The sequence below is a fragment of the Planctomycetota bacterium genome (assembly GCA_016125255.1).
In the GTDB taxonomy this organism is placed as follows: domain Bacteria; phylum Planctomycetota; class Phycisphaerae; order Phycisphaerales; family Zrk34; genus RI-421.
Window position 1 is genome coordinate 57,572 of sequence record WGMD01000015.1, and the last position, 14,708, is coordinate 72,279.

Genomic DNA, 14,708 nt, shown 5'->3' on the forward strand with positions numbered 1-14,708 from the left:
ACGGCGCGGTGGCGCCGATTCGTCGCTGACCAGAAAAACGAAAGTAACGACCCATGCCCGAAAACAGCGATAAGTTGTGGCTCGTGATCAATACGTACCTGGTACCCGCAGTCACCGCGCTGCTCATCGCCTTCATCGGCTATCTCGCCGCCGGCTGGGCCAACCGCATGGTCTACGCCTCCTGTCAGCGCGCCCGGATCGACGAGACGCTCGCCAAATTCTTCTCGCGCATGGCGCGATGGGCGGTGCTGCTGGTCACCGGGCTCTTCGTGCTGGGGAAATTCGGCATCGAAACCGCCAGCTTCGCCGTCGTCCTCGGAGCTGCCGGCCTCGCTATCGGCCTGGCCTTTCAGGGCACGCTCTCCAACTTCGCCGCCGGCATCATGCTCCTGATCTTCCGCCCCTTCAAGGTCGGCGACGTCGTCAACGTCAATGGCCAGCTCGGCAAGGTCAACGAAATCGAGCTGTTCACCACATCGCTCGACACCCCCGACAATCGCCGCATCATCATGCCCAACAGCGCCATCTTCGGCAACACCATCGAGAACATCACGCACCATCCGCACCGTCGGGCGGATGTGGCTGTCGGCGTGGACTACTCGGCGGACATCGACAAGACGCGCGAAGTGCTCAATGCCGCCGCCGCGTCGGTACCGGGCAGACTCGATGAACCCGCCCCGGCCGTGATCCTGCTGGACCTCGGCGCCTCGTCGATCAACTGGTCCGTGCGCGTCTGGGCGCCGGCGGCGGATTTCATGACCGTCAAGGAAGCCGCCACGCGCGCCGTCAAGATGCACCTCGACGAAGCGGGCATCGGCATCCCGTTCCCGCAGATGGATGTGCATCTGGACGGTTCGCTGATCAAGTCCGAGTCATCGAAGGCGTGACCCGGTCGGCGGTTGGATCAAACGCCGCGGCGGAGAATCTGCGGATTCCGTGGATGCATGCGTAACCGTCCTCCCGGCACGTGAATCACAAGCCAAGCCGGCCCGGCGCCGCGCTTGGAGACGCGCTGTGAACACGACTGGGGTCACCCTGCTGCGAAGACTCGGTCCGCCGACGATGATCGTCATGCTCGCCATCGCCGGTTGCAAGGATAAATCCAATCAATACGTCGCGCCGCCGCCGCCGGCGGTGACGGTCTCGCAGCCCGTCGAGCGCGATCTGCGCGACTTCTGGGAATTCACCGGAACCACCGCCGCCATCGAAAGCGTCGAAGTCCGCGCCCGCGTCAAGGGGTTCATCGACAAGGTCAACTTCGAGCCCGACTCGCTCGTCAAAGCCGGTCAGATGCTCTACACCATCGATCCGCGCCCGTTCAAGGCCCAGCTTGAGCAGGTCACCGCCGACGTCGACCGCAAACAGGCGGCCCTCGATCTGGCGCAGGTCAACTACGATCGCATCAAGAGCATGTTCGACAAGCAGGCCGCCAGCGATCTGGAGGTCCGTCAGTACAAGGCGAATTTCGACATGGCCAAAGCGGACCTGTCGCTCGCCAAGGCGCAGCTCGATACGGCGCAGCTCGATCTGGACTGGTCGCAGGTCCGCGCGCCCATCGACGGGCGCATCAGCCGCAATCTCGTCGATCAGGGCGCGCTCGTCGGCGCCGATGGTCCGACGCTGCTGGCGACTGTCCGCAATGATACGCGCATCTACGTTTACTTCAACGCCTCGGAAACCGATGTGCTCGAGTTTCTGCGCATGCACCCCAAAGCCCGCGAGCAGAGCGCCGCGGAGCGCGAAGCGGGGCGCACGGTTTACATGGGCCTCTCCGATGAAGACGGCTATCCGCGCGAGGGGCAGATCGAGTCGGCCGACAACGCCATCGATGCGAACACCGGGACGCTCCTGCTTCGCGCGGTCTTTGACAATCCCGACCGGCGCATCTCCCCGGGCATGTTCGCACGCGTACGCATTCCGCGCACCGAGGGCCGCTCGCTGCTCGTGCCGGATCTGGCCGTCGCATTCGATCAGCGCGGCAACTACGTGCTCGTCGTCGATGCGCAAAACAAGGTCGATCGACGCGATGTGACGGTCGGCCCCGTCGTCGAGGGCTTTCGCCGCATCGAGTCGGGGTTGAGCACCGATGACTGGGTCGTCGTCAACGGCCTTCAGCGCGCCCGCCCCGGCGCCGCGGTCAGCCCTGAAAAGAAACCCATGGAGGTCGTGCTTCCGCCGTCCTCGCTCGCCCCGGACGTCCCCGCGCGGACGCAGACGCCCGCCGCGACACCCGCTGACAATCCCGCTTCGCCCGACACAACCGACCAGCCCGCCGCACCGGCAGATCCCAGGTGAATCCTCGATGTTCAGTCGCTTTTTTATCCGACGGCCGGTTTTCGCCACGGTGCTTTCAATCCTCATCGTGCTCGCGGGACTGGTTTCGTATTTCAATCTTCCCGTCGCAAAATACCCCGACATCACGCCTCCCGTCGTGCACGTCGCGGCAACCTATCCCGGCGCCAGCGCCCAGGTCATCGCCGACACCGTCGCCACACCCATCGAGGAGCAGGTCAACGGCGTCGACGGCATGATGTACATGTCCAGCACCAGCGCCTCCGACGGAAGCTACTCATTGGACGTGACCTTTCGGCTGGGCGTGGACCCCGACATCGCCGCGGTCCTCGTACAGAACCGCGTCAACGCCGCCGAGCCGCGCTTGCCGGAGGAAGTGACCCGGCAAGGCATCACGACGATGAAGCAGTCGACGAACATGGTCGCAGTCATCAGCGTGTACTCGCCCGATGCGCGATACAACGACCTGTTCCTCGCCAACTACGTCATGCTCAACATCAACGATGAGCTGAAGCGCATTCCCGGCGTGGGCGATACGCGTGTCGTGCCCGCCAAGGACTACGGCATGCGCATCTGGCTCGATCCCAATCAACTCAAGGCCCGCAATCTGACGACGGCCGAGGTCGTCGCGGCGCTGCGCGAGCAGAACGTGCAGGTCGCCGCGGGGCAGATCGGTCAGCCCCCCGTGCCCAAAGGACAGGTCTATCAGTACACCGTCACGACGCTGGGGCGGCTCAGCGATGTGAGCCAGTTCCAGAACGTCATCGTCAAGACCAACGCCGACGGCGCCATCACACGGCTCTCCGACGTCGCGCGCGTCGAACTGGGCGCCAAGAACTACGACACCACCGCGCAGCGCAACGGGCAGCCCAGTGCGGTGATCATCACGTACCAGTCCCCCGGCGCCAACGCCGTCGAAGTTGCCCATCTGATTCGCATGGCGATGGAGCAGATGAAAGGGTCCTTCCCGCCGGGGCTCGATTACGAGGTGATTTACGACACGAGCCAGTTCGTGACGTCTTCGCTGGATGAGGTGTACAAGACGCTTTACGAGGCGGTGGCGCTGGTGGTGCTGGTCGTGCTCGTGTTTTTGCAGAACTGGCGCGCGACGCTGATTCCCATCATCACGATTCCCGTTTCGCTCATCGGCACGTTTTTCATCATGGACCTGCTCGGTTTTTCGATCAACACGCTGACGCTCTTCGGGCTGGTGCTGGCGATCGGGATCGTGGTCGATGACGCGATTGTCGTCGTCGAAAACGTCGAGCGGAACATGGCGGGGGGGAAGGTCAAGCCGCGCGATGCGACGGAGCGGGCGATGGGCGAGGTGACGAGCCCGATCATCGCGACGTCGCTGGTGCTCATGGCGGTGTTCGGTCCGACGGCGACGATGCCGGGCATCAGCGGTCAGTTGTACAAGCAGTTCGCGCTGACCATCGCCGTGAGCACGGCGTTCAGCGCGCTCAACGCGCTGACGCTCAGCCCGGCGATGTGCGCCGTGTTCCTCAAGGCGCACGATGAGCACCACCAAGGCAACTTCTTCACGCGCGCTTTCAATGCGGCCTTCGACCGGGTGACGCGCGTGTATCACGGGTTGGTGGCGCTGACGACGCGCAGCGCGATGGTGGTCGTCACGCTGGGGGTGATGGCGGGATTGCTGGGCGCGACGGCCTGGTCGGTGTCGCATGTGCCGACGGGTTTCGTGCCGCAGGAGGATCTGGGGTTTGTCGTGGTGAACATCCAGCTTCCTGATGCGGCATCGCAGGAGCGCACGCAGGCGGTGCTCGATCAGGTCAACAAGATCGTGCTCGATAGCGAGGGCGCGACGGGGGCGACGGCGCTGGCGGGGTTCTCGGTGATCAGCGGCAACGGGTCGAACTACGGGACGGTGTTCGTGACGCTCAAACCCTGGGAGGAGCGCAAGTCCGCCGCGCTTTCCATTGACGGGATCATCGGCGCGTATCAGCGGCGATTCGCCTCGATTCAGGAGGCGGCGATCTTCGCGTTCAGTCTGCCGGCGATCGACGGGCTGGGCAACGCCAGCGGATTCGATCTGCGGCTTCAGGACAAGGCGGGGCTCGGACGCGTGACGATGGAGCAGGTCGCCAACGAGATGGCGGCGGCGGCGAACAGCCAGTCTCGGCTTCGCAATACCTTCACGACGTACCGCGCGTTCGTGCCGCAGGTGTTCGTCGACATCGACCGCACGAAGGTCAAGCGGATGAACATCCCGCTTCAGACCGTGTTCGACACGATGCAGTCATATCTGGGTTCGACCTACGTCAACGACTTCAACAAGTTCGGCAAAACATATCAGGTCAGCGTGCAGGCGGAGGCGGCGTTTCGCTCGAGCGTGGATGACATTGCGCGGCTGGATGTGCGCAACCTGGACGGGAACATGATTCCGCTGGGGACGCTGGCGAAGGTCGAAAAGTCGCTGGGTGCGGAGCGGATTCAGCGTTACAACCTGTACCCCGCCGCGACGCTCAACGGCGAGCCGGCGCCGGGCGTCAGTTCGGGACAGTCGCTGGCGATCATGGAGCAGATGGCGGGGGACAAACTGCCGCCGGGGATGGGTTATGCGTGGACCGGGATGAGCTTTCAGGAGAAGTCGGCGGGCGGACAGGCGGGACTGCTGTTCGTGCTGGCGATCGTGACGGTGTTTTTGATTCTGGCGGCTCAGTATGAAAGCTGGACGACGCCGCTGGCGGTGATTATTTCGATACCGCTGTCAGTGCTGGGGGCGATGCTGTTTCTGATGTGGCGTGGGATGGACAACAACGTGTTCACACAGGTGGGGTTGATCCTGCTGGTCGGTCTGGCGGCGAAGAACGCGATTCTGATCGTCGAATTCGCGCGGGAGGCGAGATTGCGCGGAGCGAGTCTGCATGAGGCGGCGCTGGAGGCGACGAGCTTGCGGTTCCGGCCGATTCTGATGACGAGCTTCGCGTTCATTCTCGGTTGCGTGCCGCTGATGCTTGCAAGCGGCGCCGGTGCGAACGGGCGACAGGCGATCGGCACCGCGGTCGTCGGCGGCATGCTGCTGGGGACGATGCTGACGCTGGTGTTCACGCCGGTGTTGTATGTGGGGATTCAGACCGTGGCGGAGAGGTTCAGGCCGGTGGTGGTGAAAGAGGAATCGCAATAAGAAGAAGCGCCGGGCGTTGCCCGGCCGCTAAACGGGGAATCGGGGGATGTGCAAATTTCGATATTCCCACTCCGCACTCGGCATTCCCCACTCCGCACTCACTTGATGCCCATGGCTTCCTTCATGGGCTTGGCGAGATACAGAATGCGGGTGCAGCTTGTGCAGCGGACGATGTCGTCCTGCGTGACGAGCTTGTTGACGGCTTCGACGGGGATCGACATATAACAACCGCCGCAGTTGTATTCCATGCGGCGGGGGTCATCCTGCTCGACGGGGGCCATGGCTTCGCCGTCCATGTCGTCGGCGAGTTTCTCGAAGACGGCGAGTGTGGCGGGGGGGACCTGGTTTGCGGCTTCGGTGCGCTTGGCCTTCAGTGCGTCCAGTTCGGTGCTCACCTCGGCGGTGCGGGCGGCGAGCTCTTTCTCGGCGAGGCCTTTGATTTTCTGCTGCTCCGCGACCTGCGTCTTGAGCTGCTCCATGCGTGCGGCAAGCTTGTCCGCCTCGCCGAGCAGTTGCAGGGCGCGTTCCTCGACTTTGGACTTGTCGGCCTTGAGCGTGTTGACCTCGACGAGGAATGCGGAGTATTCCTTGTTGGTCTTGGAGTTGTTCATCTGTTCGCGGATTTTGTTGATGCGTTCTTCGATGCCTTTGACGTCGGACTCGAGGTTCGCTTCGGACGCCTGGGCATGGCGATGCTGATCGGAGATCTCGGCGAGTTGCTTGGTGAGCGTGTCGAGCTTGAGCGTCTGGGCACGCAGGTGGGCGCGGGCGCCGTCGAGTCGGCTTTCGAGGCCGCGAACCTGTTGGTCCACGAGATACAGGGCATGCAGGGCTTCGTATTTGCTCATTTCGCTGCGGTCTCCAAGCGGCAAGCCATCCACTATACCATAGCGCGCCGCCGCCGCCAATCGCCACCGGCTCCGGTGTCGGCGCGGCCGCGGCGCGTGTGGCGACCGGGGGAGGGGGGGCATATACTGCCAGCGCTATCAACCGGTGGACGCGGCGAAGGTCGTCTGCGAACGCCGCCTTTTTCGGTGCGGACTGCGATAAGGAAGAACCATGGCCACCAGCTTCGGCGCCCTTTGCACCGATTTTTACGTCAATCAGAAACTCGCGGTCAAGATGGACCTGCCCGCCGATCGCGAAACCATCCTGCACATGTTCGACCGCGTCCGCGCCGACCAGCCCGGCATGAAGCGCTTCCGCCGTTTTTCCGATGAGTTGTCGCTCGAATCAAGTCGGCGCGACGGGTCGTACCAGTGGCTGGCCCTGCGACAGAACTCCATCCGGGCCGGTCACGTCAATCCCGATTCGCTGGAGCAGGCATATGATCTGCATAAGCTGATCCTGCGGATCGCGCCGTACAACCTGACGATCAGCCCGCTGGACATCGACTGCCAGGAAGTGATGTTCGGGTTCGACCTGGAGGCCAAGGACAATCAGCACGAGATCATCTATGACGCGTTGTATGCCGATTCGCCCTTGGGGGCGCTGCTGGATTGCGGGCCCGAGGCGCGGCCGATCGATGCGCAGCCGATCTTCGGCGTGACGCTCAACGAGCGCTGCGATCTGCAGGCGTATTTTGAAGTCAAGGCCCTGACGAGCCAGTCGCAGATTCGCCACAACAAATACCGCCCCGAGCCGATCAGCATTCTGCTGACCGTTCGCAAAATCGGGCCGGTCGACAGCCCCGATGATTTGATCGCCAATTTCGAGATGCTGCGTCATCACGCCGAACGCCTCGCCACCGAGCGCCTCGTTCCCGACCTGCTCACGCCGATCAGCCGGGCGATCACGTCTAGCCCGTAAAACAGCTCACAGCGGGCAGGCGTCAGGCGTCGGCAAAAGCTGATGGCTGACACCCGATATCTGACGCCTCTCGCCCTTGTCCATTGGCGCGGATTTCGTAAGATACCCGGCTGTCCCGCCCTTTTTCATTGGAGTGACAGACCATGTCCGTCCCCGCCGACTGCCGGTTTCTGGAAACGCACGAGTGGCACAAAGCCAATGGTAATCTTGTGACGATCGGCATCAGCCGCTTCGCCGTCGATGAACTGACCGATGTGACGTATGTCGAACTGCCGAAGGTCGGCAAGGTTGTCAAGGCCGGCGACAGCATCGGCGAAATCGAGTCGGTGAAGGCGACCAGTGAACTGTACACGGGCGTGGGCGGCAAGATCGTCGAAGTCAATCACGCGGCCGGTGAAGACCCGGCCGTGATCAACAACGATCCGTTCGGCGAGGGCTGGATTGTCAAGATCGAAGCGTCGAACCCGGGGGAACTGCAAAAGCTGCTTGACGCCAAGGCGTACGAAGCCAAGTTCCCCTCCGCCTGATCGGCGAAAACGCGAGGCACGAAACCCGAAACTCCAAATCCGGGCATGGAGCTTTTCTTGATGAGTTGGATGCTCAGCGCATTCGCGGACGAAGCGTCGCAGAAAGTCGACGAACAGATCACGACGCTGCTGGATGCGAAGATTCAATACGTTGACCTGCGCAACGTCGATGGGATCAACATCGTCGAATTGCCCCTCGATCACGCCAAGCAGGTCAAGACCAAACTCGACGCGTCGGGCATCAGCGTCTGCATGTACGGCTCGCCGATCGGCAAGATCGACATCACCGACGACTTTGAAATCGATCGCAAGCGAGTGCGCCATCTGGGCGAACTCAAGAAGGTTTTCGGCGCCTCGGCGGTGCGCCTCTTCAGCTACTTCAACAAGAAGGGGGCGGACGAGGCGACGTGGCGGCGCGTGTCGATCGAACGACTGACGGAATTGGCGAAGATGGCGGGGGACCTGGGCTTGATCCTGTATCACGAAAACGAGATCGGCATCTACGGCGGCCCCGTCGAGAAAGTCTGCGTTCTGCGCGATGAGGTGCACGCCCAATCGCCCGACACGTTCCGGCTGATTTTCGATTTCGACAATTTCAATCAGAACCAGGAAGACGTCTGGGCCGACTGGCTGACGCTGAGGGACGCCATCGGTGCGATTCACCTGAAGGAATCGAAGCGTCAGCCGGATGGGTCGTATCAGCACGTGCCTGCGGGCGAGGGCGACGGGCGTATTCCCGAGGTGCTGGCGGATCTGGCCAAGCGCGGTTGGAACGGCCCGCTGACGCTCGAGCCGCATCTGGCGCGGTCGCCCGCCGTCGTCGCCACCGGGGCGCACGGGTCGGCCAACGCGTCGCTGGCGGACATGAGCGAAATGGAAGTCTTCCAGGTCGCCGCCAAAGCGGCGCGGAAGCTGCTCGCGGATGTGGGGCGGCTCTGACGTATAATCAGCCATGAGATCACGGATGAAGCGGTTCATCGAGAGATCGGCGTGCGTCCTTTGCCTCGTGCTGTTGAGCACGGGTCGCCTTGTCGCCGCCACGCTCCCGCCCGCCGCCGCTCAGCATGTCGTGGCGCTCTACACCTATCATCTGACCAAGGGCGAGCTTCAGCCCTCCGCCTCCTTCACCGGCCTGCTCGTTTCCCCCCGGCACATCATCACCTCCAGCGATGCGCTGCTGCACGGGCATGAGAGCATGCTCGCCACCGAAGGCGGCGTCCCCACGCAGACATTCGCCGTCTTCTCACTCGACGGCAAGCAGTATGCCATCGCGCTCAACACGCTGCTCGGCAAAGACAAGCTGCCGGTGAGCGTGCTGGAGGTTCGGCCGGAGGACCGCGGTCTGACCGGCCGGTACATGGGCGAACCGCCTCAACCCTCCAAGCTCGAATCGCCCGCTGACGCCATCGCCGTCGGCGTCGTCAGTCCGTATGGGCTTTACCCCGATGCACTGGCGGATCGCCGTGTGCCCGGTCCGGTCGCGCTGACGATCAAGTTCGGCGGCGACCTCAAGACGCTCAACGGGCAGGGCGAAGCGCGACTCGTCAAGGGCGTGCTGCCGCTGCAGATGACCGGGGCGGGTGTCTGGGATTCGGACGCGAAGCTCATCGGCGTGCTGCTGCACCGCGATGATGTGTGGATGGTGATGGATGCGGTGTCAGTGGCCAAACAACTCGCCGCGGAGCCCGAAATTGTCAGCGCGATCGCCGACGGGAACAAGCCGCCCAAGCCCGACCCGACGCCGACGCCGCCCGACACGACCGAGCCGCCCGTGACCACGACGCCGCCGGTCAAACCCGATAACCCTGTCAAACCCGTGACGCCCGAAGGCACGGGCTTGCAGGCCCAGCTTAAACCGCTCCTGAACATGATCGCCGAGCAGGGCGGTCGGCCCGTCGTCGATCTGGGTCTGCTCGACTACGTCAAGCAGGATCAGGCGGACATGGCCATGTCGCTCATCGCCATGGGCAAACCCGCCGACGCATTGAAGCTCATCGACGACATCGAACCGCTCGCCAGCGGCGCGCTCGCCGAGCAGCTCAATTACCGCCGCGCCCTGGCGCAGATCCTCACCGGCAATCTCAGCAAGGCGCTGGAGTGCGCCCGACAGACGCAAAACGCCAAGGACGAACTCGTTCGCGCCCGCGGCGCGCTGCTCATGCAGGCGCTGGAGGAAAACTCCAGCGGCACGTTCCACGGTCAGCCCATCAGTCAGGCCGACGTCCTCGCGCGTGCCATCAAGGCCCAACTCACCGACGTCAAGCATGACATGGATGTGAATTTCGACGCCATCAAGGCGTACCCGATCTCCAGCAAGTCCGCCTATGACCGGATCATGGTCAAGATCAGCGAACTGAAGACGCAGATCGCGTCGCATCAATTGGCCTGGCCGGGCTTCTTCGACGAACTGTCCGCGCAGGTCGATCAGAACACGCAGCGGATTCAGAAGGAAGAGTACGAGCGGTCGTTCGTGGAGCTGCGCGATCTGTATAGCCGTTATCAGTCCGAGAAACGGCAGACGCAGTACATGGAAGGCCCCGAGTGGTCGACGCCCGGCAGCGTGCCCGCCGAGCATGTCGACGGCGCCAACACAGCCGCGCTGGCCTTTAATGACCTGCTCAAGCACTACCGTAAGCTCGACGCCGTCGTGCCCGCCGGAACCCGGCGGTCGCTGAGTCCCGAAATGAGCGATCCGCTCGTGCCCCTGACGCTGGCGCGTCATCGCTAATTCGGCCTGACGGGCGCTGATCTGGAGAGGATTGGGCGCCCGAGCCGATAAAAACCCATGCCATGAACAATTTCCGCTCTACTTTTGCACGTTTTTGGGTCGCCGCCGCGCTGACGCTTCTCGTCGCGCCCGTCGTAGCGACGGGTCAGGCCCTGCAGGTCCGCACCGAGACCTTCGTCCGCGGCGCCGAACTCGGCAAGGCCCAGCTCAGTCTGCTCATCACCGACCTGGACACCGGCGACGACATCGTCGAGATCAATCCCGATGCGGCCCTCATGCCCGCGTCCAACATGAAGCTCATCACCACCGCCGCCGCCCTCGCCACGCTCGGCCCCGACTTCAACTTCTCCACCCAACTTCGCATCGCCGGCGACACGCTCATCATCCGAGGCGACGGCGACCCCGGCTTCGGCGATCCCGTCCTGCTCGACGCCATGGGGCTCGATGTCGAGCAGCTCGTCAATCGCTGGGTCGAAGCCGTCCACCGCACCGGCAAGACCCGCTTCGACGCCATCATCGTCGATGACCGCGTCTTCGATCAACAGTTCGTCCACCCCGACTGGCCCGAAAATCAGCTTCACAAGTGGTACTGCGCCCAGGTCGCCGGCATCGCGTTCAACGACAATTGCCTGGACCTTTACGCCCGTCCGACGAACCTCGGCAAGACGCCGGAGATCACGCTCGTCCCCGCCGATCCGCCCATCGATATGGACAACCTCTCGACGACCGGTAAGGACAACGCCTTTTGGGCCTCCCGTAAACTCGGCGGCAACAAGATCATACTCCGCGGCACCGTCAAACACGCCCTCGTCGAACCCATCAACGTCACCATCCACGACCCGCCGATCTTCTTCGGCGAACTGCTTCAGCGCCGACTCCGCGCCGCCGGCATCAGCGTCAAGGATGTGACCCGCGTCGAGCCCAATCATGAACTGCCCGACGGGTCGCTCCTCGCCGAAGTGCAGTCCACGCTGCCGACCGTCATCGGTCGATGCAACCGCGATTCGCAGAACCTCTTCGCCGAATCCCTCCTCAAGCGCCTCGGCCGGCAGATCACCGGCCAGCCCGGCTCGTGGGCCAACGGGTCCGCCGCCGTGCGGCTGTTTCTGACGCGCGTCGTCGGCACCGAAGCGGCGTCAACCGTCATCGCCGACGGCTCGGGCATGAGTCGCAACAACCGTGTCTCCGCCCGCACCTTCGTCCGCACGCTCGCCTGGATGAACCGTCAGAAAACGATGGGCGACATCTACCTCAACTCCCTCGCCGAGCCCGGTGAAGGCACCCTCGAAAAACGCTTCACCAGCGTCAAACTTACCGGCGAACTGCACGCCAAAACCGGATACATCCGCAGCGTCGTCTGCCTCAGCGGCTATCTCATCCACGACGGCCACACCATCGCCTTCAGCATGCTCCTCAACGACTACTACAAGGGCACCGCCGTACCCAAAACGATGATGGAGAAAATCATCGGCGCCGTCGACGAGAAGTACGCCAAAGACGCCAAAGTCCAACTCGGCGGCTGATCCCAGGCCGCTCGCGGCTTAGCATTCCTCCTGATCTAACTTTAACTCCGCGCGTCAGCTTGCGGTGTCCGGTCGGGTTGCGTCCGCGCCGGTTATATCGTCTGGTGCAGGTAGCGAGGAGGCACATCATGTCCAAACACCTTGTGGCACTGCTCGCGCTGTCGATCTGTCTGGGCGGCTGCGCGCAACGGATGGTCGGGTCGCTTGTCAGCGTTCCCTTCAAAGTGGCGCGCCACGTCGCCGTCGAAACTGCGAAGGTCCCCATCGACGCCGCGGAAATCGGCGCCCGTGGCGTCGTCAGCGCGGTCGTGCATTGATCAGGGTTGTGTCGCCGGATGCAACCGCTCGTCCGCCAGATCCAGCCGGTACATCATCTGGTTGTAGTCATAGCGCGGCGTCGGATGGTCATTCCCGCTGAACGTCGCGGCGTACGTGCCTTCAAAATAGATGATCCGCCCGTCTTGCTCGTCGAAAAAATCGTGCTGCACCGGGTTGTAGAACGAATACTGGTCATGCGTCACGATCTTCACCGCTGACTTCCACGGCCCGCTCGGCGCGTCGGCCTCGCTGTACCACACTTCGCCCAGGATCGATGTCCCGCCAATCTGATTGGCGATCATAATCCACTTCTTCCGATACGCATTCCAGCAGATCGAACCGGCATGCAGCTTCACCGGCTTGCCCGTCGCGGCGTCTGTCGTCATGGGATCGTCACCCCCCGGAATCGCTTCATATGCCGCGGGGTCGATCATCGCTTCGTATGTTGCCCGCACGCGCACCTTCGCCGTCGGGTCGGCGAAGTAGATGAACTTCGCATCACCCTCCGTCACGATAAACGCATGTCCTCGCGGATGCAGTTTCGCATCCAGCGGCAGTTCGACGACCGGCTTGAAAACCTCCGATTCGTCATCGAAGACGGCGACGCCTTGTTCAAGTTCCTCCGCCAACGATTTGCGGCGCGAGTAATGACAGACGAGTCGCTCGCGGCCGTCCTTGTCAGGCACCGTTACGACGCCGTCGATCCAGACGACGCCGGGTTTGCCCAGCGGGATCATCGGTCTTGAAAACCCTGTTTTGTCCGTGAAATACTGCAAGTTGACACCGCTTGACGGGTCGATCTTCGGCGGCATCTCGCTGGTCGCGCCTGAGGTGCTGAATTGCCCGAGCGGATATTCGGGCCGATTCGTGTCGCCCCAGAACCAGTAGATTCGGTCGTGATAGATCGCCGTCTGGACGGAGTCCTGTCCCATCACGCGCCCGTTGTTGTCGATCGGCGCGTCGCGCCCGAGTTTGAGACTCTCGGCGTAGATGCCCTGCCCCGTCACGCGATAGAGGCGCTGGGCGATGTTGAGTCGCCTGAGTTTGATCGTCGCCTCGCCCCCGGAAGTATCGAGTGCGACGCCGCGCATGTGAAATCCGTCGGCGGGGCAGGCGTAGCCGTGGCTTGCGATGGTGAAGTAGACCTTCGTGCCCAGCAGCCCGGGCTCATCGAAGGCGACGTAGCCGGCGGAGTCGGTGATATAGGTGATGTTGTTCGTCGTCGTGAGCGTGACGAGCGGGACGCCCCGGCCGGTGTCTTCGTCGATGACATGAATCGCCATCGGCTTCGTCTGCGCGGCGGCGAGGGAACAGATGAAAAGCACGAGCAGGAGGGCGCTACGCATGCTCGAATTGTACGGCGATTTGGCACGAATGGGGCGCGGCCCGCATCGATTGCCGACCTTGCAACGGCGGCCGTGCGTCCAATCGAACGTGAACCATCACGGAGGTGACCCATGCAATGCCCCGTATGCAAAACGATCGCTCTACAGAACGGCCAAATCGAACCGCGCCTCGCCACGATGGTCTGCACGGTCTGCGGCGGACACTGGATCAAGAGCTTCCAGTACTGGAAATGGCGCGATCAGCACGGCGCGGACATGCCTGAATTACCCGCGATTCCGGGGGCCCTTTCGGGGGCTGCTGCCAAGTCGGGCGGCGTGATGTCGCCGCCCGACAAGGCGCGGCTCTGCCCCGACTGCGGGCATCTGATGACGCGATATCCCGTCGGACATGACACGCGTGTCACGCTCGACCACTGCGGCAACTGCGGCGGGATGTGGTTCGACGCCGGCGAATGGCAGACGCTCAAAGCCCGTAACCTGCACGACGATGTGCACAAGATTTTCTCAGTCGTCTGGCAGGTCAATGTCGCTCGCGCCCAGCGCGCCCAATCCCGCGAAACCCGCCTGCGCGAACGACTCGGCGACGCGGACTATGAGAAGATACGCGATGTTCGACAGTGGATCGACGCACACGACCAATCGCACGCGCTGCGCGCGTATCTGATGCATGGCCAATGATCAGCCCCATCGTTCGATCGCCTCCGCGACGCTCATTGCGAGAATGCGGTGGCTCGCTTGGCTGTATCCGCCGCTCGGCAACATCAGCCAGGGAATCGCCCGTTCGCTCAACGACTGCATGACAAATCGATCGCGTTCGACGATGGCATCGTCGGACATGGCCAGACCGCCGAGTTGATCATCGCGGTACACATCCGTGCCTGCGTTGTAGATCGCCAAGCCGATTGGAGCAGCTTGCACGACCGCGTCGAGGAAGGCGGGCAGTTGATCGCGCAGCAGGTGCAGATACTCCGCGTCCGATGTGCCGGGTTTGAGTGCGATGGGATGATCCACACGTCG

Annotated in this window: 13 protein-coding genes; 10 read left to right on the forward strand and 3 right to left on the reverse strand. The window is 63.0% G+C overall.

Going from position 1 to position 14,708, the window contains the following annotated elements:
* Positions 1-53: 53 nt before the first annotated feature.
* From GC162_12960 to GC162_12970, 3 genes are all read left to right on the forward strand, one after another.
* Positions 54-887 carry a mechanosensitive ion channel gene (locus tag GC162_12960; protein ID MBI1369550.1) on the forward strand — a complete coding sequence of 278 codons (834 nt, stop codon included), beginning with the start codon at positions 54-56 and terminating at the stop codon, positions 885-887.
* A 127-nt stretch (positions 888-1,014) separates the two neighbouring features.
* The gene (locus GC162_12965; protein ID MBI1369551.1) at positions 1,015-2,295 is read left to right on the forward strand and encodes an efflux RND transporter periplasmic adaptor subunit; all 1,281 of its coding nucleotides are present in this window, start codon (positions 1,015-1,017) and stop codon (positions 2,293-2,295) included.
* A 7-nt stretch (positions 2,296-2,302) separates the two neighbouring features.
* Positions 2,303-5,440, forward strand: coding sequence for a multidrug efflux RND transporter permease subunit (locus GC162_12970; protein ID MBI1369552.1), 3,138 nt, complete (start codon positions 2,303-2,305; stop codon positions 5,438-5,440).
* A 98-nt stretch (positions 5,441-5,538) separates the two neighbouring features.
* On the opposite strand, the gene GC162_12975 is transcribed toward GC162_12970, so the two are convergent.
* Positions 5,539-6,411 carry a hypothetical protein gene (locus tag GC162_12975; GenBank protein ID MBI1369553.1) on the reverse strand — a complete coding sequence of 291 codons (873 nt, stop codon included), beginning with the start codon at positions 6,409-6,411 and terminating at the stop codon, positions 5,539-5,541.
* Between the two features lie 88 nt (positions 6,412-6,499).
* Between GC162_12975 and GC162_12980 the strand changes: the two genes are divergently transcribed.
* The 6 genes from GC162_12980 to GC162_13005 all read left to right on the forward strand — a co-directional run bounded on the left by GC162_12980 (position 6,500) and on the right by GC162_13005 (position 12,344).
* A complete protein-coding gene (locus GC162_12980) occupies positions 6,500-7,249 on the forward strand; it encodes a hypothetical protein (protein ID MBI1369554.1) in 750 nt (249 codons plus the stop codon).
* Between the two features lie 143 nt (positions 7,250-7,392).
* Entirely contained in the window at positions 7,393-7,776 is a 384-nt protein-coding gene (gene gcvH, locus GC162_12985) for a glycine cleavage system protein GcvH (GenBank protein ID MBI1369555.1), read from the forward strand.
* Positions 7,777-7,821: 45 nt separating this feature from the next.
* Positions 7,822-8,715 (forward strand): TIM barrel protein, encoded by an 894-nt coding sequence (locus tag GC162_12990; GenBank protein ID MBI1369556.1) that lies wholly within the window; start codon positions 7,822-7,824, stop codon positions 8,713-8,715.
* A 13-nt stretch (positions 8,716-8,728) separates the two neighbouring features.
* The gene (locus GC162_12995; GenBank protein MBI1369557.1) at positions 8,729-10,504 is read left to right on the forward strand and encodes a hypothetical protein; all 1,776 of its coding nucleotides are present in this window, start codon (positions 8,729-8,731) and stop codon (positions 10,502-10,504) included.
* 62 nt (positions 10,505-10,566) lie between these two features.
* A complete protein-coding gene (dacB, locus tag GC162_13000) occupies positions 10,567-12,027 on the forward strand; it encodes a D-alanyl-D-alanine carboxypeptidase/D-alanyl-D-alanine-endopeptidase (GenBank protein ID MBI1369558.1) in 1,461 nt (486 codons plus the stop codon).
* A gap of 128 nt (positions 12,028-12,155) precedes the next feature.
* Positions 12,156-12,344 (forward strand): hypothetical protein, encoded by a 189-nt coding sequence (locus GC162_13005; protein ID MBI1369559.1) that lies wholly within the window; start codon positions 12,156-12,158, stop codon positions 12,342-12,344.
* On the opposite strand, the gene GC162_13010 is transcribed toward GC162_13005, so the two are convergent.
* Positions 12,345-13,691, reverse strand: coding sequence for a hypothetical protein (locus GC162_13010; GenBank protein ID MBI1369560.1), 1,347 nt, complete (start codon positions 13,689-13,691; stop codon positions 12,345-12,347). It lies immediately after the preceding gene.
* Between the two features lie 111 nt (positions 13,692-13,802).
* Here GC162_13010 and GC162_13015 point away from each other — a divergent pair, with 111 nt between their 5' ends.
* The gene (locus GC162_13015; GenBank protein ID MBI1369561.1) at positions 13,803-14,369 is read left to right on the forward strand and encodes a hypothetical protein; all 567 of its coding nucleotides are present in this window, start codon (positions 13,803-13,805) and stop codon (positions 14,367-14,369) included.
* Here the strand turns inward: GC162_13015 and GC162_13020 are convergent, their stop codons facing one another.
* On the reverse strand, positions 14,370-14,702 hold the full coding sequence (locus GC162_13020; GenBank protein MBI1369562.1) for a hypothetical protein: 333 nt from the start codon (positions 14,700-14,702) through the stop codon (positions 14,370-14,372).
* Positions 14,703-14,708: the final 6 nt, after the last annotated feature.